We start from the raw sequence: 18441 nt of genomic DNA, 5'->3' as shown, positions 1-18441 counted from the left end.
GCAGCAACAGTTTATGATTTTCCGCGTTGGATCCGCGACTGGCGACACCGATCTCTCGGGATATGCTACCCAACCGTTGACGACGACGAGCTATCCCGATTGCTGCGCTGGGACGAAGGCTCCTCCACATGTCTGGATAGCGACAGTATGTCACTCCTCGAAGACGAATGGATGCGCGTCGAAGATGATTGGCAGGAGAGTGACGACATCATCTGTGTCTGCGAAGATCAATCAGAATCGTAAATCGCTTTCGTCATTGATAACGACGAGACACACTCGGACGAAAGTGTCGTCGGATGGTACGCGAACGTTTCCGTCCACACTCGAATATTAATACGACGGGGTCAGCATCACTGATAGAGTCAGTGTGTCGGTATTTGTCAAACCAGACTAAGGACACAAGCCAGCTTCGAAGTCGCTGAAAATAAGCGTGGTTGGAGTGACAAACGGGGTTTTATTAATCATCCCTGTTGTCTGCTTCTTATGGTAGCGACGATATACGACGATCTTTTCGAACGGTTTCCTGATCAATCGACTCCAGACTGGCATACAAATGCCATCAGAGAGTTGCGGCGTTCCAAAGATCGCGGACGATTCGGTCTGTATCTTTATCATCTCATTCGCGAAGATGAGAGTATCAATCGGGTCCTGAATATCGGTACCGCTCGGGGTTATTCTGCAGTCTGTGCTGCGAAAGCCCTCCGCGACGAAGGCCGTGAGGGGGCCGTTGACACGATTGATAACCGTGACCCTGATACCCAACTCCCCACTGGAGATCACGAAACATCCGACCGGACACGATCGGTGCGAGAGTTTATCGGACTTTTCCTCGATCCAGAGTCCGAGTCTGTGCCTATTCGACACCATACCGGAGACTCAAGTGAGATTTTGGCCGATTGGGAGGGTAAAAAACCCGACCTCGCATTCCATGATGCAAGCCACACATATGGCTATGTCACCAATGACGTGGATCATATCAACTCCCTCAAGGGCACAAACCCAATACACGTCTTTGATGATTGTTATCTATACTCTTCCGAATCGGAGTGGAAAGTCCTCACTCCAACCCAACTTCGGCAGTTTGAATCTATCCCAAAAATCCGCGGGTTGATTAAGATCCTCCGGAAATTCACATTGGAAAAAGACCCGTTCCCAGGTGTAACGCTTGCCGTGGAAAAGATCGTGGAGTCGGGAGAGTGGTCCGTTGAAATAGTTTCGGATTCCGATCACGCGCCAATAACTGCGATATTCCCATACGACGATCCGACCAGATGATTGACTCGTTGGATAGGTATAACACCGAACAGGTCGGACCCTACCGGTGTTTCGAGCGGATTTCGTTCGCGGCGTTCTCGTCGTTGCCTTGGATATAGACGCACGCCTATGTCACCGTCAACCTGTTCCTGTCCGGGGACGACAAGCACGGTGCAGTCGACGCCTTTCGACTGCAGGACGTCGATCTGCTGGGTGAAAAACACCTCTTCTGCAGTCACCAGATGTAACACCCGAAGGTCGGTGGCGTCTACCATACGTTTCGTCCCGTCATTCAAGCGGGAACGATTACACGTATTGTGGTCTGAGCACACGGTAGTCCGGCTGTGGTAATCCGGCTGTCGTCGTTCAGCTAGTATCGCTCTGATGTCCATATATTGGCGCGCAGTCCTTCGCCGTCGATCCCGAACATCGCCGTCGACTGACCCACCGGCAGTGTTCAGATCATACGCTCGCTGCTCCGAACCGATAGACATTACCAAAACGCCTCTGGTCCGCTTATTCCCACCCATGTCGGCTCCCTGGCCAGCTACTGCAGGCGGGAATCAAAGCCCCCGGCCCGCTCGGGGAAGGGGGGTGATGAAAGCACCGCAAGCGACGTCGAGGAAGGCAGCAAGCCCCACCGACCCAAGCGGACCAAAGGCTTTCGTGGTGTCCGCGCCGGTAGCTGATCACTCATAGCGTATCAACCGGTACCGAACCACCGATCCAACAGCCAAGCCCCAGGCGTTCCACGATCCCTCTATGCAGGCAGTCGTGCCGGCAGCGGGAGTGGGGATCAGATTGCGGCCGCTCACTGAGAAACGAACGAAGGGGCTGGTCGAAGTCGCCGGTCGGCTGCTTCTCTCGTACGGCTTCGATCGCCTCGTCGGGACCGACGTCAACCGGAGCGTCATCGTGGTCGGCTATCGCGAAGAGTAGATCGAAGCGTACTACGGCGGCCGCTATCGATCCCTCCCGCTCTGATACGTCCGCCAGCAGACCCGGCTGGGGCTGGCACACGCCGTGGCCGCGGCCGAGTCGGAGATTGATGACGAAGCATTCGTCGTCCTCAACGGGGACAATGTTCTCTGCTGTTCGCTCGGGCCGGTGCTGGCCGCGCACAGTCGCCCATCGGTCGACGCCGCGCTCTTGGTCGTACGGGCCACGGCGGAGACCGCCCACGAAACCGGCTAGGTGGTGACGGATCCTTCGGGCCACATCGTCGACGTCGTCGAGAAGACCGACGACCCACCGTCGTCGCTGGTGACAACGGGCCTCTACGTGCTTCCGCGGACAATCTTCGATAATTGTCGTCGGATTTCAACGTCGGAGCGGGGCGAGTACGAACTCGCCGACGCCCTCCGTCGATCACTCCGCCGCGAGTCGACCGTACGTGCGGCCGAACTCGACGGCTGACGGGTGAACGTCAACACCGTCGCGGACGTGGTACCGTCTAAGACCAGCTCGCGTCTTGCGAGAACGCGTCCGACCCGTAATGCGACTTGACTCGTCGACGTCGGGAAAGCGTTAGTCGAACGGTGCGGATTCGAGCTCTTGGAGTTTTCAAGAGCGCCGGACCAGCGGATCGTACCAGTCCTCATTCTCCCGGTACCACTCGACGAACCGTTTCGCACCCGCCTCGATCGAAACGGCGGGCTCGTACCCGATTATTTCCCGGGCTTTCGACGCGTCGGAGTGGGTGTGCTTCACATCGCCTTCCCGCTGGTTGTCGTACTCAATGTCGATCGACGGATCGATCTCGTCTCTGATCACCCGGGCAAGTTCGTCGATGGTGATTCGGCCCGTCGAACCGACGTTAATCACCTCGCCGTCGGCGGCGTCCGTCTCAAGCAGTCGGCGATTCGCGTCCACCACGTCGTCGACGAAGGTGAAGTCACGCGTCTGCGAGCCGTCGCCGAAGATTACCGGCGACTCCCCATTGAGACACCTGGAGACGAAGTTGGTGAAGGCCATGTTCGGACGCATTCGCGGCCCGTACACGGTGAAGTACCGCAACGAGACTGTCGGAAGACCGTAGACTTCGTGATACACCCGAACGTAGTGTTCAGCGGCGACTTTCGACGCCCCGTACGGACTCACGGGTGTCGTTGAATGTGCTTCGTCGTAGGGAAGGTACTCCGGTTTGCCGTACACCGACGAGGAACTTGCGTTCACCAGCCGTTCGACGCCGTGCTCGCGAGCCGCTTCGAGGAGCGTGAACGTCCCTTGGACGTTGATCCGCGTCGTCTTCTCTGGATCGTCGACGCTCGCCCGCACACCCGCCTGCGCCGCCTGGTGGAAGACGAACTGGACGTCTTCGACGAGCTCGCCCACGAGGTCAGCGTCAGTGATGCTTCCCTCGACGAATTCGTACGACCCATCGCCGTCTGCCGCGGCGCTCCGCGCGGCCTTGATATTCTGTTCCTTGATCCCCACGTCGTAGAACGGTTCGAGCGTGTCGAGGACGACGACATCGTGGCCGTCACCCACAAACTGCTCGGCGAGGTGGCCGCCGATGAAGCCAGCGCCACCCGTTACCAGGATCCTCATTGCTCACACTGGTGGTCGTCCGGGTGAAAAGGTTCTCGGAACGGCCTTGCGGGCGGTTCGGGATGGTTCCCGCCGGAGTCCCGTCTCACTTGCTCGCCGCAACGTCTCGCTGTGCGGCCAACCGCGACCGATCCACATTTACCAGCCCATACAGGTACCCGAATCCTACGGCCGCCGTAAACACGAAGATTGCTACCAGCTGCTGGACCTTGGCGATCGACGGCTGCCGAATCAACGCTTTCACCCGCGAGGGAACGAACGTCCCCATGAGCTGCCCCAGGTAATCGTTCTTATCGCCTTTCGCCTCGGGCAGCAGAATGTCCATGATCCGCTTGGAATACCCCTGCCAGAACGAGCGGAACACGAGCCACCGGAACTCCCCGCGGTAGTCGAACAGCTGATGGTGGACCACGGCATCCGTGGTGTAGATTACGCCTTTTCCATACTTGTCGGCCATCCGGATACACACCGGCGCTTCGTGGGCCTGGACGTGGCGGTCGCCCTGTCTCCCCGTGTTCTCGTCGTAGCCGCCGACGGACAGGAAGACCTCGCGGCGAAAGGAGATGTTGGAGCCGTAGGTGTTGCGCAGTTCCTCCATGTGCTCGCCGAAACCGCGTTCGTCGCAGCCGACGAGCCAGTAGAACTCCTCGGGAAAGAAGTCGGGCTTTTCGGTGACCCAGTCGGCGGCGACGTGCCCGCCGACCGCGATCGCGTCGGTCTCCTTGTAGACCGCCACCAGTTGTTCGATCCAGTCTGGCTCGGCGATTGCGTCATCGTCGATGAACGCGACGACCTCGCCCGAGGCGAGCTTCGCGCCCTCCGTGCGGCTGTAGGAGATGCCGCGGTTCTCGTCGTTGCAGTGGAGGACGATCTCCTCGACCGTTCCGCGGTCGGCGTCCGCCGCGACGGCGCTGCCGTTGGTGCCCAGCGCGGGAGCTCGGCTGTTGTCACCGCGATCTACATAATCTACGTCGTCACTCTCAGCGTCACCCTGAGCGTCACCGACGTCGTCTACACGAACCTCGACCGAATCCTCTGCATCTCCGGCCGCGGCGCGATCGGCGAAGTCCTCGCGTACGCGTTCGAACATGTGCTCGTTACCGTCGACGACGAGGACGACTTCGAGCGGGGCGTGCGTCTGGGCGAGGACGCTCTCGACGCACGCCGAGAAGACGTCGTAGCGCTCCATCGAGTAGGTACAGACGACGACGGAGACCTTCATTGCCGTCGACTTTCCCGCCGGGATCAATAAGGATTCTGAACCCGCGGCCGGTATATAACAAGCCTTATTGACGGTTTGGTACACACCACGTGTAATGAGCGCGCAAACTGACACCGCCGGGGACGGCGGGGAGTCCCCCCTCGACGTCCTCCGACGGTGGTACCACGTCCCGGTCCTCCTCGGGGCGATGGTGTTCATGCTGTGGACCCGCCTTCGGTCGTACGGAAACTTCATCCGGGACGGCGAGGTGTACTTCCGCGGTAACGACCCCTGGTACCACCTCCGATCGACGAGCTACCTCATGGAGAACTGGCCGAACACGCTCCCGTTCGACCCGTGGACCGGCTTCCCGTTCGGGCGAGATGCTGGCCAGTTCGGTACCCTGTGGGACCACATCATGGCGGTCGGCATCTGGATCGCCAGCCCGCTCATGGGGAGCCCTGAGGAGGTTATGCTCGTCATGGCCCCCATCGCTGGTACGCTCGTCGCGATTCCCACGTTCTTCATCGCGCGTCGGTTCGTCGACCGCTTCGCCGCGGTCGGCGCCGTCGTCGTTCTCGCACTGCTCCCGGGCACCTTCTTCAACTACTCGCTCGTCGGCTTCCCCGACCACAGCGCGGCCGAGGTCCTCTTCCAGAGTCTCGCAGTCCTCGCCTTCTTCGTCGCCTTCGCGGTCGCCGAGCGCGAGGCGCCGGTGTGGGAGCTCGTCGTCGACCGCGACTGGGACGCCCTGAAGCGCCCAAGCGCGTACGCGGCCGCCGCCGGCGTCGCGCTCGGTCTCTACATGTGGACGTGGCAGCCTGGCGTCCTCATGGTCGGGTTCACTGGCGTATACCTCGCGATCAAGATCACGAGCGACGTCTCTCACGGGCGGACTCCCGAGCCGGTCGCCTTCGCGGGCGCGGTGGGGATGGCCGTCGCGGGGTTGATGCAGGTGATCGCCCTTGAGACGTTCTCGTTCGATCCGACCGACTACTCGCTGCTCCAGGTCGTCCTCCCGCTCGGCGTCGCCCTCGGTGCGGTCTTCCTCGCGTGGCTCGCCCGCCAGTGGGAGTGGCGCGACCTCGACACGTCGACCTACCCACCCGCTGTGGGCGGGCTTATCCTCGCGTCTGCGGGCGTCGTTTGGCTCGCGATTCCCTCGCTGTGGTCGACGCTCACCGATAACCTCCTCAACTTCGTTGGCTTCAGTGCAAACGCCAGCTTCCAGACGATCGGCGAGGGCGCTCCCCCCCTCCAGGACGCCTCCTTCGCCGACTTCGTCCTCGGCCAGTACGGGCTCGCCTTCTTCCTCGCGCTCGTCGCGGTCCTCTACGTCCTCGCCCGTCCCCTCTACCGCTCCGACGACTCCACTCACACCCTCTACATCCCGGCCGCGCTCGCCGTGGTCGGCTCCGTCTACGCGGCTCCCCAGCTCTACGACGCGGTCGGCGGTGTCGTCGGCCTCGACTGGCAGGTGGTCGGGCTTGTCATCGCCGCCGCCTTTCTCGTCGGCGCGACGTTCCTCGTCGAGTACGACGCCGAAGAGCTCTACTTCGTCGTGTGGGCGGCGTTCATCGGGAGCGCCGCGTTCACGCAGACCCGCTTCAACTACTACCTGGCGGTGATCATCGCGGTCGGCGCGGCGTACTTCCTGCAGCTCGCGATCAACGTCCTCTCGCTCCCGTCGCTCGAGAACGCCCGCGAGATCGAGGGGTGGCAGGCGATGGGCGCGATCGTGCTTGTCGTACTCCTCGTCGTCCCGCTCGTCGCGGTCGCCACGCCGGTGTGGGCCGCGGGCGCGAACAGCGGGCCCGGCAGCGTCGTCGAGTGGGACGAGAGCCTCCAGTGGATGAACGACGAGACGCCCCAGCCGGGCGAGCTCGAGGGCGCGGACAACGCGATGGACCCGTACGACACCTACGAGCCCCCCGAAGACGGCGACTTCGAGTATCCCGAGGGCGCCTACGGCGTGCAGTCGTGGTGGGACTACGGCCACTGGATCACCACCCGCGCGGAGCGCATCCCGAACGCGAATCCGTTCCAACAAAATGCGGGCGCCGCGGCCGACTATCTCCTCGCACCCAGCGAAGCGGACGCCCGCGACGTGCTCGCGAGCCAGAGCGAGGAAGGCGAGCACACCCGCTACGTGATGGTCGACTGGCAGATGGCCTCGCCGAACTCGAAGTTCGGCGCGCCCGTCACGTTCTACTCTGGCAACGAGACGCGCGAGGACTTCAACCGCGTGCTCTACCAACAGACCGAGCAGGGCGGGTTCCGGACAGCGATGCAGGTTAACAAGCAGCGCTACCACGAGAGCCAGATGATCCGCCTGTACGAGCACTACGGCAGCGCGGTCGAGCCCGAGCCGGTCGTCGTCGACTGGGAGACCCAGACCGCTCAGACGCAGGGCGGCGAGCAGGTGGACGTGGACACGCTCCCGAGCGACCCCGAGACCACCGTTCGGCAGTTCGACAACATGAGCGCGGCCCGCGAGTACGTCGAGGAGGACGGCAGCGCCCAGATCGGCGGGGTGGGCGACCTCCCGTCCGAGCGCGTCGACGCGCTCGAGCACCACCGGCTCGTCCACGCCACCGAGGCGCCGGGACAGTCGCCCTCGGCGCTGCAGGTGCAGACGCTCCAGCAGCTCGGGATCGACGTCGAGGAGCTCCTCGGCGTGTCCGCGCTCCAGGCGTTCCAGGACGACTTCGTGAAGACGTTCGAGCGCGTCCCCGGCGCGACGATCGAGGGATCGGGCGCCGAGCCGGGCGAGGAGGTGCGCGCGACCGTCGAGATGGAGAAGCCCTCGGGCCAGACGTTCGAGTACACGCAGTACGCCGAGGCCGACGAGGACGGCGAGTTCGAGCTGACGGTGCCGTACTCGACGACCGGCTACGACGAGTTCGGCCCCGAGGAGGGGTACACGAACACCAGCGTCCAGGCGACCGGCCCGTACAACGTCACCACCCAGGAGACGACCGACGACGATATGTACACCACCCGGGATGCCGGGCAGGTCGAGGTGACCGAAGGACAGGTGATCGGCGAGGACGACGCGCCGGCGACCGTCGAGCTCGACGAGGAGGTCGTCGACTGCCCCAGCGGCGACCCCGACTGCCCGGTCGGTGACGACGAGGGCGACGACGGCAACACCACCGACGGCGGCAACGAGTCGGCCGCGCTCGCGCCGGCAGGCGCGACCGCGACGTCCGCGACGGTGAGCGCGCTCACGGCCGTCCTGGGCGGAGCGAGCGCGTAACGCCCATGGTCGGCCTCCGGGACTGGGTGACGCTCTACCTGAAGGGCGTCGCGATGGGGAGCGCGGACGCGGTCCCCGGCGTCTCCGGCGGCACCATCGCGCTGATCGTCGGCATCTACGAGCGACTGATCGCGGCCGTGACCGCGATCGACCCCGGGAAGGTTCGGCGCGTCCTGTCGGGCGTTCGCCCCGCCAACCTCCCGGACGCTCGCGCCGCGTTCCACGAGGTCGACGGCGCCTTCCTGCTCGTGCTCGGTGCGGGCATCGGCACGGCCGTCGTCGTCGTGTTGAGCGGCGTCGACTATCTGCTCGCGACCCGCCCGGTGGCGACGTACGGCTTCTTCTTCGGGCTGATCGCGGCGTCGGCCGCGGTGTTGCTCGGCGGCGTCGAGCTCGACACGCCGCGTCGGAAGGGGGCCGCCGTCGCCGGCTTCCTGCTCGCCTTTCTCGCCTCGGGGTACGCCTCGACGGGGCTGCCCAGCTCGCTGCCGGTCGTGTTCCTCGCGGGCGCGGTCGCGGTCAGCGCGATGATCCTCCCGGGCGTCTCCGGCTCGCTCCTGCTGGTCGTGCTCGGCCAGTACGAGTACATGTCGGGGACGGTGAGCCGCGCGGTCGACGGACTCGCCGCCCTCGCGACGGGAAACGGGAGCGACGCGCTCGTCGAGACGCTCCCGCCGGTCGCGACGTTCCTCCTCGGCGGCGTCGTCGGGCTGTTCACGATCGCTCACGCCGTGCGGTACGCGCTCGCCCGCGCCCGGGCCGCGACGCTCGCGTTCCTCGTCAGCCTGATCGTCGGCGCGCTCCGGGCGCCCGTCGCCGAGGTGTCGCTCCGGCTGGCCGAGAGCGGCGAGCCGTGGCGGGCCGCGGCCCCCCGGTTCGCGCTCGCGGCGCTCGGCGGCGCGGCGCTCGTGCTCGTGTTGGACCGGTACTCGGCGGCGATCGAGTACTGACGTCGACGGGACCCGAGACCTCGTAGCCGGAGGCTTGAAATCGACGCTCGTCGAAGCCACGAAGCGATGCGGACGCGCCGAACCCTGTTGGCGTCAGGCGTCGCCGGACTCGCCGGCGTCGCCGGCTGTGCGTCGCTCTCGCCGGGCCGTCGCGTCGGAGACGAGCGCGGCGACCCGAACGCCGCCGACGTCGACGCGCGGCTCGGGTTCGTCGGCGACCTCATGCTCGGCCGGAGCGTCAACGAGCGGTGGGCCGACGCCGACCCGACCGACGTCTGGGGGTCGACGCTGCCGCGCCTGGAGACGCTCGACGGGCTCGTCGGCAACCTGGAGTGTTGCGTCTCCGACCGCGGCGCGGAGTGGCCGGACAAGACCTACCGCTTCCGGGCGGACCCCGCGTTCGCCGTGCCGGCCCTGGAGGCGGCGGACGCCTCGTTCGTCTCGCTCGCGAACAACCACGTGCTGGACTACTCCGAGCCCGCGCTGCGGGACACGCGAACGCACCTGACGGACGCCGACGTCGCTCACGCCGGCGCCGGCAGCGATCAGGCGGCCGCGCTCAAGCCCGCGACGTTCGAGGCGGGCGACGTGACGGTCGCGGCGTTCGGGCTCACGGACCAGTCTCAGGCGTTCGCCGCGACGCCGGCCGGACCCGGGACCGCCTTCGCGACGCTCGACCCGACCGCGGCCGCGACCCGCACGCTCGTCGAGGGGATACTGGAGGACGCCCGCGCGCACGACCCCGACCTCGTCGTCGCCTCGCTGCACTGGGGACCGAACTGGGAGACCGAACCGCGGCGGGTCCACGAGCGGTTCGGCCGGTGGCTCGTCGACCAGGGGGTGGACGTCGTCCACGGGCACAGCGCGCACGTCCTCCAGGGCGTCGAGGTGTACCGGGAGCGCCCGATCATCTACGACGCCGGCGACTTCGTGGACGACTACGTCTCCTACGTCGACCGCGAGGGCGTCCACAACAAGCGCAGCGCGCTCTTCGAGCTGGTCGTCCGCGACGGCGACCTCGACGAGGTCCGCGTCGAGCCGACCGCGATCGCCGACGAGGCGGCGACGCTCGCGGACTCCGAGGTCGCCGCGTGGGTGCGAGACACCGTCGCCGAGCGCTCCGCGGCGTTCGGAACCGAGGTCGACCGGAGCGACGGTCGACTGACGATCCCGCTGGGCGAGGACTGAACGGACTCGCGTCGAAGTCCAGCCAGTGCGACCCGTCCCGCGAGTCTCCGGTCCGGAACGCGAACGGCTCCAGGACCGCCCTCGATCACCACGGTGAATCGGCCGCGGCTAATCTCCGGCGGTGTCCCCGCTGTCCGGCGGTGAGAGGTCTCTCCGGAACTCGTCGACGAGTTCGAGGTCGTCTGGAACGTCGTACTCGATGCGCCGCTGTTCGCGGCGATCGGTCAGCGGTCCGGGGTCGGTGGCGACGGACGCCCACCCCGGTTTGACCCGCACGCTCTTCGCCGGCGCCCCCACGGCGATGTGGTGTGCGGGCACGTCGCCGCGGACGATCCCCTTCGCTCCGACCATCGCGTTCTCGCCGACGCTGCAGCCGGCGGCCACCATCGCGTCCGAGGCGATCCGGACGTCGTCTTCGATTTCGGTCAGATAAATGGAAACGTCGGTCTGGTCGACGACGTCGTGGCCGTGGCTGTGGATCGTCGCGCCGTCGGCGATCGAGACGCGGTCGCCGATCGAGAGCGCCCCCCTGTCGTCCAACAGCACGTTCCGGTGGACGACCGTGCGATCGCCCATCTCGATGTTGTGCCCGCACGGGAAGGTGATCCCGCGCTCCAAGAAGAGGTCATCGCCGGCGTCGGCGAAGAGGTGGGTCGCCAGCATCTGTCGGAACGGGAGCGCGAACGCGAGGTCGTTCGCCGCCGGGGACGCGTCGAATCCGGCCCACAACCACTTGATCGACTTCGCCTCACGGAACGCCGCTTCGTCCGTCTCGGCCCACTCGTCTGCCTTCACGAGCACGTTCCGCGGATCGTACCGATCGAGACGGATTCGCTCGGCGGGGCCGATCGACTCGCCGGCCTGCCATCGCTCGTACGCGTCGCCGTCGCCGTGCAGTTCGGCGAGGACTTCCTGTACCACTTCGGCCGTCGGCTCCGCGCCTGCGAGCCGGTCGTCGACGGAGTCGACGTAACGGTCGATCCGCGCCCGGACCTCTGGCGAGACGGTGACTGACCGTTTTGTCATACGATTCAAATGTCAATAATGACCATTAACTATTTCGGGCAAACAACGCGAACCCGCCGCTCGGCCTCCCGCAGAGGGTAACGCCGTTGCGAGAGTCGACCGATCGTGTCGACGCCGACGTCGATCGCGTTCCCGCGACGTCGGCCCCGCTGACGACCGAACTCTATTGAGTCACGAAGCGCAACGGCAACCGTGACACGAACCAACCGCGAGTGGCTGCTCGCCGAGCGACCGACCGGCGAGCCCGAGCCGGACTGCTTCGAACTGCGCGAGACCGACGTTCCCTCCCCCGCGCCGGGCGAGCTCCTCGTCCGCACTCGGTTCCTCTCGGTCGACCCGTACATGCGCGGTCGGATGCGCGACGCGGAGTCGTACGCCGAGCCGTGGGCCGTCGGCGACCCGCTCAGGGGCGGGATCGTCGGCGAGGTGATCGAGAGCGAGGCCGACGCGTACGCCGCGGGCAACCTCGTCACCGGCGAGGGGCGGTGGGCCGACTACGCGACGCTCGACGCCGACGACGTCGCGCCGGTCGACCCGGCGGTCGCCGACCCCGAGGCGTACCTCGGCGTGCTCGGGATGCCGGGACGGACCGCCTACTTCGGGCTGTTGGAGGTCGGCGAGCCGAAGCCCGGCGACACGGTCGTCGTCTCCGGCGCCGCGGGCGCGGTCGGCTCGGTCGTCGGCCAGATCGCGAAGCGGGCCGGTTGTCGCGTGGTCGGCTTCGCCGGCTCCGACGAGAAGACCGCGTGGCTCACCGACGACCTCGGCTTCGACGCCGCGATCAACTACAAGGCGACCGACGACTACGGCGCCGCCCTCGAGTCGGCCGCGCCCGACGGCGTCGACGTGTACTTCGACAACGTCGGCGGACCGATCACCGACGCCGTGTTCCCGCGGCTGAACCTCGACGCCCGCGTCGCCGTCTGCGGGCAGATCGCCCACTACAACGACGAGGAGACGCCCACCGGGCCGCGGAAGCTCCCGGGGCTGATCCCGGCCCGCGCGCGGGTGGAGGGACTGCTCGTGAGCGACTTCGCGACCCGGTTCGGCGAGGCGAGCGAGCGGCTCAGTCGCTGGGTGGCGAGCGGCGACCTCGAACATCGCGAGACGGTCGTCGAGGGGCTAGCGCACGCCCCCGACGCCTTCCTCGGGCTCTTCTCGGGCGACAACATCGGCAAGCAGGTGGTGCGGGTGTCGGCGTCGAACGACTAACCACCAGAGACGCTACTGCTCGAACGGATTCGTCGGTGTGGTGAGACGGGTAACCGCAGAAACGCTGTCGAATCCGTCGTCGAAACTGTAGAGGTATTCGATCTCTTCTCGCTGCATCGCCGCGACGATGATCGCATCGGTCAGTGAGAGCTCCTCGTAGCGTCGGAACAGCGAACGACCCGCATCGAAATCGGACTTCGGTGTCCGTTTGAGGGAGAATCCGCTACTCTCGATCACGGCATCGAGCGTTTCTGTGGCGACACCGTGCCCGGCTCTCGCTTGGAGATAGTTGATAATCTCTTCGAGAACGTCACTCAGTACGTACCCCGTCGGAAGCGTTCCGTGATCGATCGCCTGTGCGATCGCTACTCCGCGCTCGTGATTCTGATCGCGAGAGAGACGGGCTGCGATGAGCACGTTCGCGTCAACGACGACAGCAGCCATCAGTACTCGCCGGCAATCAGGTCGTGATCTTCTGCGGCATCGGTCGGTTCACCCACGTCGACCGGTTCCAGCTGGGAAAACGCGCCGTAGTGTTGCTTGACGAGCCCGATCGAAAGCGACCCCTCGTCGTCGACGTGCCAGCGGATCTTGTCACCGGCTTCGACGCCGGCCTCGCGCCGTACCGCCGCCGGGACCGTCACGGAGTAGCTGTCGTTTACCGTCGTTTCGTCTTCGATCTCTGGAGACATATGTACACATACACGGGGCGATCAGAAATAATTTGCCTTCAAATTTGCCTGGAGACGCTCTCTCGCCGTGGCGGTGTCGAGACGTTCGTCTCGTTCAGATCGCCGGCCCGAGGTCGGCGAGCGCCGCCGACTCGTCGATCGCCGCCGCCAGCTCGACCGTCGCCTCGCCGAGCGTCGCGAGGCGCTCGCGGACCGTCTCGTCGACGAGCTCGCGGCCGTCGAAGTCGTCACCGCTCGCGTACGTCGCGCCGCCGACGGCGTGCGCGCCGAAGAAGGCGAACGCCGGGCGGAGCTCCTGGTCGACCGCGAGGAAGTGGTGGTCGCTCGCGCCCGTCGCGACGAGCCCAACCGCGGCGTTCTCGAACGGCGCGACGTCGCCCTGCCACTCCCCGCGGGGAACCATGTCGAGGAGGTTCTTGAGCGCGCCCGAGTACGACCCGCGGTACACGGGCGTCCCGACGACGTACGCGTCGGCCTCGACGATCTGCGCGAGCGCGTCGGCGGTGTCGCCCTCGTGGTTGTCGATACCGCGACCGTCCGCGACTGCGAGGTCGTAGTCGGCCAGGTGGAGGACGTCGGTGTCGACGCCGTGCGTGTCGGCGGCCGCCTCCAGCGCGACCTCCACGGCGGTCCGCGTGCGGGAGTCAGCGGAGACGCTGCCGACGATCCCGAGGAGCGTTCGGTCGGCCATCTACCGAGCCACCTCCGCGCCGGCGACCGTCTCGATCTCGTCAACCGCGTCGACGTCGGCCGGATCGAGCGGGTCGGCCGCCTCGACCGCCGGGATGATCGTCTCCCCGAAGCGCTCGAGCTCGGCTTCGAAGTCGAGGAATCCGGCGAGGACGACGTCGACGCCGACGGCGTCGAGCTTCCGGATCCGCTCGATTATCTGCTCGTCGGTCCCGATGAGCCCGGTCTTGAACCCGTCGTTGTACTGGACGAGGTCCTCGACGTCGGAGTCGGCCCACATCCCCTCGCCCTCGGCCGACGCCTGGCCGGCCTGTTTTACCTGCTCTCTGAACGCGTCGACGGCGTCGTCGGTGGCGTTCTCGATGATCCCCTCCAGGACCGCCTTGGCCTCGGCTTCGGTGTCGCGCTGGATGACGAACGCGTTCGCGGCGAACCGCGGCGCCTCCGTGTCGAACGCTGCGGCGTACTCCTCGACGTCCTCGATGACGGCGCGAATGTCCTGGAGGCTCCCGCCGTTGATGAAGAGAACGTCGGCGTGTTTCGCGGCCATCTTCCGGGCCGCCTGCGAGTTCCCGCCCTGGAACACCTGCGGGTACGGGTCCTGTATCGGCTTGGGCTCCAGCGGGGCGCCCTCGAAGCCGTCGATGCCCCTGCCGATTGTGTAGAACCGACCGTCGTACGTCGCCCGTTCCTCGGTCCACAGCGCCTTCAGCACCTCGATGAACTCCGCCGAGCGGGCGTACCGTTCGTCGTGTTCGAGCCACGGCTGGCCGAACCCCGTGAACTCCCCTTTGAACCAGCCGGAGACGACGTTGATCGAGAACCGCCCGTCGCTGATGCGGTCGGCGGTGGCGATGAAGTTCGCGAGCGGGCCCGGCTCCCACAGCCCGGGGTGGACCGCGCCGATGACGTGGAGCTCGTCGGTCTGCGCCGCGAGCGCGTTGGCGATCGACAGCGCCTCGAGCTGCTTGTCCGCGCCGTAGCTGCCGAAGAAGCGCGCCTGCGCGAGCGCGTAGTCGAAGCCGACGTCCTCGGCCGTCCGAGCCAGGTCGAGGTTGTAGTCGTACGTCCAGTCCGTCTCCGTCTCCCAGTCCGACACGACCAGCCCGCCGCTGACGTTGGGGACCCAGTACGCGAATTCGGTGTCCATACCCCCGCATCAGTCCCTGTCGGCTTAATCCGGTTCACCACGGCGAACGCTGTCGGCGTTCCGCGGTAGCGGCCGGGTTTGCGGACGGACCCGGTCGTCGGCAAAGGTTGACGGGAGCCCACTTACGGCGACAAGGAGATGAACTACGACTCCTGGTATCGGTCCCGGCACGGAGTGATGATCTCCAGCGAGCGGACCGCCCCGGGACGTACTCCCCCGGCTTCGACCTAGTTTACGGAGAATCAAGGAGAACGCCTCGCGCTTCAGCTCGAGGAGGATGTCAAGTGGAGGCCGGAACGTACGGTGACAACAGCTACATCTGGGCCTGAGACACGAAGGTGCACCAGCAGTCCCTCTGGCGAGAGAGGCTGTTCCCGCTGGAAGTCCAGAGATCCCCACAATCCCGAAGAGACGGAAGGGTAGGTCCTGCTCTGCGTGGCGGAACCGCGCTCCGGCTTCCGGATCACGGTGGGTCCCGAGATACAGGCCGACCTCGTGCCGAGTCCGTGGAAGTGAGTTTGATCGTCCGCGGCTACTAGGCCGTCGTCACACTCGGTGGCGGCCGTACAGTCAGCGCCGGCTGAGCGTCTGTCTACCTCGTCTGTGTTGCTGCCGCTAGCCGTTCTGCTCGTGAACGGTAACCTCACCGTTCGTAATCACGATCCGGTACTCCGCGTGCTCGAACTCGATGCGTGTCACCCCTGACGCAACTAATGATTCCAACGCCTGTGGGTCTACTGAGTCGTAGAGCAGAGGTAGGTCTCTCACGTCACGATCGTCTAGTTCATCGATGGCCGATACGATTCGATGAAGTGTGTCTTCGGTCGTCATGTTGATGTGAGTTCGACGTCGGTGATCTCGAATCTGGCTCCCCCGTCAGTACCGTCGACGACCGCGATCTCCCAGTCGTGCATGTCAACGATTCCGTTCACGATGGATAATCCGTATCCGGGACTCTCGGTACCCGTCGAGAAGCCCGACTCGAACACTCGTTCTCGATGATCGGGCGGGATACCGCTCCCATCATCTTCGACGTAGAACCCATCGTCGAGTGCACCGACTCTGAGGACTGTGGCGTCCCCGTGGTCAAGCGCGTTCCAGAAGAGATTCTCGAACAAGCGGCGTAGTTGACTCTCGTACGCTTCGAACGCTACGTCATCTTCGACGACGAGGTCCGCGTCGCCCGAGGTGACCGTGTTCCAAGCGTGCTCGGAGGCGCCCTGTAACGAGATCGCCGAGAGATCTAACTCATTGCCACGAGCGACGTGTAGAAGCTCATCGATGAGGTTACGCATGCGATTGTGTGCTTGAGCGACTTCCTCGAGATGCTCAAAGTCGCCCGTCTCTTGTGCTAACTGGAGTTTTCCCTCAGCGACATTGAGCGGATTCCGCAAGTCGTGCGAGACGGTTCCCGCAAAGGATTCGAGCAACTCGTTTCGGTACTGAACCTCCTGTTCGCGTTCACGCTTCTCGGTGATGTCTCGAGAGTGGACGAACAGGCCTCCGTCGACGGGGTATATTCGGAGTTCCGTCCAGTACTCGTGTGGTTCGTAGTATAGCTCCGTCTCGATCTCTTCTTGCAAGTCCATCGCCGTGTAAAAGTAGCCGCTAACGTCCGTATCGACGGCTTCGGGAAAGACCTCCCAGTAGTTCTCGCCAACGACGTCGTCCGATGTGAGGCCCGTCCGGTTCTCCATTTGCCGGTTCCAATATGTGATCGTCCAGTCCGCGTCAAGGCTGTAAAACCCGTCAGTCAGCTCGTATAGCTGGAGGAGGCGCTCCTGGGTCACTTTCGACCATCGTTTGGTGCGGTACTGAGTGACCGCGTTCTGGACACGGTTCGCCAGGAGTTCGTACTCTTCGGGCCCACCTTTCTGTAGGTAATCAGTGACACCGGCTTGAATGGCCTCGGAAGCGATTTCTTCGCTCCCCTTTCCGGTGAACAGGATGAACGGTAGATTCGGGTACTCGTCTCGGACGACTTCGAGAAATTCGAGACCATCCATATCAGACATTTGATAGTCACTGACAACGCAGTCGATCATCTCGGCCTCAATGTATTCGACTCCGTTCTGGGGGTTCGGTTCCGTGTGAACGGTGAGTTCCCCATCGATTGTCTCTAAGTATGTTTTCACCAGATCGCCGAACCTCTGGTCATCGTCCACGTGGAGGACGTGGATGGAGTCGGTTTGGGCCGTCGTCGCCATACACGGATATGTCTTTGTCCATCCCAGTTATAAATTTGGTACAAGATTGGTACGGAGCATCACTTTCAATTCGGTTCTACCACGTATTCTACGAGATGGCGGACCACAGTGATATCGAGGACGTGGAATCCTACATCCTTAGTTCTACGTACCGATCGCACGTGCTCGAACATCTTGCTGAAACGGTCCGAGCCACCCCGAAAGAGATTGCAGATAGCGTGGATATTCGCCGTCCACACGTCTCCCGTGCGCTGTCGGAGTTACGGGAGCACGACGTGGTAGAACTCCGGGTGCCGGAGGGTCGAACCGTCGGTCGCTACTACGGTCTCACTGACAGGGGTAAAGAGGTATGGCCCGAGATAAAAAGGGAGATTCAGCGTGTCGATTGGACTCTCGCGGAGCCCTCAACACCAACGGAACGCTCGCTAGTAGAGTTAGCGAGGGGCGAATTCGATGACCGGTTGCGGTTCGTCGGGGTGTACGACGAGGGCACGGTGTCCATTTTGTATGCTGATCCAGAGGTTCTATCAAATTACACCGACGAACAGTTCGAGGAGGCTTTACGCACCCTCGTTTTCGACCATTCTCTCGACGAGATCAATATTCAAAGCGATGAGTGCTGGTCAGAAGTACTGCATTTCACCGAGTTCTCCGTTTTCAGGGTTCGGATTTCGGACGGTTCCAGAGTGTCAGTCTCATTCGATAGGGGGGAAAACGTCAGCGTTCCGGAATTCGCAGAGTCCGTTGTGTCGATCTTTGAATCGTAAGTGCGCGGGACCGGATTCGAACCGGAGCAAGACGGTCACTCACTTCGTTCGCGCTGCGTCTTGCAGGGTTCATCCGCAACGCGACGCTGCGGCTCACGACGTGTTCGTCGCGGTATGCGCGGGACCGGATTCGAACCGCGAGGACTCGCTTCGCTCGTCCTCTGGGCTGCAAATCCGCTCCTGTTCTTCGCTCACTTCGTTCGCTCATGCGCGGGACCGGATTCGAACCGGCGGACCCCTACGGGATAGCGTCCTAAGCGCTACGCCTTTGGCCTGGCTCGGCAACCCGCGCGCG

18 protein-coding genes and 1 tRNA gene are annotated in these 18441 nt (G+C 64.3%); 8 read left to right on the top strand and 11 right to left on the bottom strand.

Going from position 1 to position 18441, the window contains the following annotated elements:
- Window positions 1-483 precede the first annotated feature (483 nt).
- Window positions 484-1275, top strand: a complete 792-nt coding sequence (locus tag U4E84_RS03870) for a class I SAM-dependent methyltransferase (protein WP_322530784.1) — start codon at window positions 484-486, stop codon at window positions 1273-1275.
- On the opposite strand, the gene U4E84_RS03865 is transcribed toward U4E84_RS03870, so the two are convergent.
- Window positions 1227-1529, bottom strand: a complete 303-nt coding sequence (locus tag U4E84_RS03865; RefSeq protein ID WP_322530783.1) for a hypothetical protein — start codon at window positions 1527-1529, stop codon at window positions 1227-1229. The two genes, U4E84_RS03870 and U4E84_RS03865, sit on opposite strands and share 49 nt — an antisense overlap.
- Before the next feature lie 487 nt (window positions 1530-2016).
- Between U4E84_RS03865 and U4E84_RS03860 the strand changes: the two genes are divergently transcribed.
- A complete protein-coding gene (locus U4E84_RS03860) occupies window positions 2017-2193 on the top strand; it encodes a sugar phosphate nucleotidyltransferase (protein ID WP_322530782.1) in 177 nt (58 codons plus the stop codon).
- 258 nt (window positions 2194-2451) lie between these two features.
- Window positions 2452-2670 carry a sugar phosphate nucleotidyltransferase gene (locus tag U4E84_RS03855; protein WP_322530781.1) on the top strand — a complete coding sequence of 73 codons (219 nt, stop codon included), beginning with the start codon at window positions 2452-2454 and terminating at the stop codon, window positions 2668-2670.
- Between the two features lie 147 nt (window positions 2671-2817).
- On the opposite strand, the gene U4E84_RS03850 is transcribed toward U4E84_RS03855, so the two are convergent.
- Entirely contained in the window at window positions 2818-3804 is a 987-nt protein-coding gene (locus U4E84_RS03850) for an SDR family oxidoreductase (RefSeq protein WP_322530780.1), read from the bottom strand.
- A gap of 85 nt (window positions 3805-3889) precedes the next feature.
- Window positions 3890-5026 (bottom strand): glycosyltransferase family 2 protein, encoded by a 1137-nt coding sequence (locus U4E84_RS03845; protein ID WP_322530829.1) that lies wholly within the window; start codon window positions 5024-5026, stop codon window positions 3890-3892.
- Window positions 5027-5120: 94 nt separating this feature from the next.
- On the opposite strand from U4E84_RS03845, the gene U4E84_RS03840 reads away from it, so the two are divergent.
- From U4E84_RS03840 to U4E84_RS03830, 3 genes are all read left to right on the top strand, one after another.
- Window positions 5121-8264 (top strand): oligosaccharyl transferase, archaeosortase A system-associated, encoded by a 3144-nt coding sequence (locus tag U4E84_RS03840; protein WP_322530779.1) that lies wholly within the window; start codon window positions 5121-5123, stop codon window positions 8262-8264.
- A 5-nt stretch (window positions 8265-8269) separates the two neighbouring features.
- The gene (locus U4E84_RS03835) at window positions 8270-9214 is read left to right on the top strand and encodes a DUF368 domain-containing protein (RefSeq protein WP_322530778.1); all 945 of its coding nucleotides are present in this window, start codon (window positions 8270-8272) and stop codon (window positions 9212-9214) included.
- 66 nt (window positions 9215-9280) lie between these two features.
- The gene (locus tag U4E84_RS03830; RefSeq protein WP_322530777.1) at window positions 9281-10402 is read left to right on the top strand and encodes a CapA family protein; all 1122 of its coding nucleotides are present in this window, start codon (window positions 9281-9283) and stop codon (window positions 10400-10402) included.
- A 108-nt stretch (window positions 10403-10510) separates the two neighbouring features.
- Here U4E84_RS03830 and U4E84_RS03825 read toward each other — a convergent pair whose 3' ends face one another.
- Window positions 10511-11428 carry an acyltransferase gene (locus U4E84_RS03825; RefSeq protein ID WP_322530776.1) on the bottom strand — a complete coding sequence of 306 codons (918 nt, stop codon included), beginning with the start codon at window positions 11426-11428 and terminating at the stop codon, window positions 10511-10513.
- Between the two features lie 192 nt (window positions 11429-11620).
- On the opposite strand from U4E84_RS03825, the gene U4E84_RS03820 reads away from it, so the two are divergent.
- Entirely contained in the window at window positions 11621-12640 is a 1020-nt protein-coding gene (locus tag U4E84_RS03820) for an NADP-dependent oxidoreductase (RefSeq protein WP_322530775.1), read from the top strand.
- A gap of 12 nt (window positions 12641-12652) precedes the next feature.
- Here the strand turns inward: U4E84_RS03820 and U4E84_RS03815 are convergent, their stop codons facing one another.
- From U4E84_RS03815 to U4E84_RS03785, 6 genes are all read right to left on the bottom strand, one after another.
- Window positions 12653-13084: a PIN domain-containing protein gene (locus U4E84_RS03815; RefSeq protein WP_322530774.1), complete on the bottom strand. Its 432-nt coding sequence runs from the start codon at window positions 13082-13084 to the stop codon at window positions 12653-12655.
- Window positions 13084-13332 carry an AbrB/MazE/SpoVT family DNA-binding domain-containing protein gene (locus U4E84_RS03810; protein ID WP_322530773.1) on the bottom strand — a complete coding sequence of 83 codons (249 nt, stop codon included), beginning with the start codon at window positions 13330-13332 and terminating at the stop codon, window positions 13084-13086. Before U4E84_RS03810 ends, U4E84_RS03815 begins: the two co-directional genes overlap by 1 nt.
- A gap of 94 nt (window positions 13333-13426) precedes the next feature.
- Window positions 13427-14023 carry an NAD(P)H-dependent oxidoreductase gene (locus tag U4E84_RS03805; protein ID WP_322530772.1) on the bottom strand — a complete coding sequence of 199 codons (597 nt, stop codon included), beginning with the start codon at window positions 14021-14023 and terminating at the stop codon, window positions 13427-13429.
- Window positions 14024-15172: a dimethylsulfone monooxygenase SfnG gene (sfnG, locus tag U4E84_RS03800; protein WP_322530771.1), complete on the bottom strand. Its 1149-nt coding sequence runs from the start codon at window positions 15170-15172 to the stop codon at window positions 14024-14026.
- A 615-nt stretch (window positions 15173-15787) separates the two neighbouring features.
- Window positions 15788-16003 carry a HalOD1 output domain-containing protein gene (locus U4E84_RS03790; protein WP_322530769.1) on the bottom strand — a complete coding sequence of 72 codons (216 nt, stop codon included), beginning with the start codon at window positions 16001-16003 and terminating at the stop codon, window positions 15788-15790.
- A complete protein-coding gene (locus U4E84_RS03785; RefSeq protein ID WP_322530768.1) occupies window positions 16000-17379 on the bottom strand; it encodes a response regulator in 1380 nt (459 codons plus the stop codon). The genes U4E84_RS03790 and U4E84_RS03785 overlap by 4 nt, the downstream gene beginning before the upstream one ends.
- A gap of 35 nt (window positions 17380-17414) precedes the next feature.
- Between U4E84_RS03785 and U4E84_RS03780 the strand changes: the two genes are divergently transcribed.
- Complete coding sequence (locus U4E84_RS03780; RefSeq protein ID WP_322530767.1) at window positions 17415-18146, top strand: winged helix-turn-helix domain-containing protein; 732 nt, start codon at window positions 17415-17417, stop codon at window positions 18144-18146.
- Between the two features lie 207 nt (window positions 18147-18353).
- Here U4E84_RS03780 and U4E84_RS03775 read toward each other — a convergent pair.
- Window positions 18354-18438: transfer RNA gene (locus U4E84_RS03775), tRNA-Leu, on the bottom strand.
- Between the last annotated feature and the right edge of the window lie 3 nt (window positions 18439-18441).

This window comes from Halorubrum sp. AD140 (assembly GCF_034497445.1).
Classification (GTDB): Archaea; Halobacteriota; Halobacteria; order Halobacteriales; family Haloferacaceae; genus Halorubrum.
This window is presented reverse-complemented; position numbering and strand designations above follow the sequence as displayed.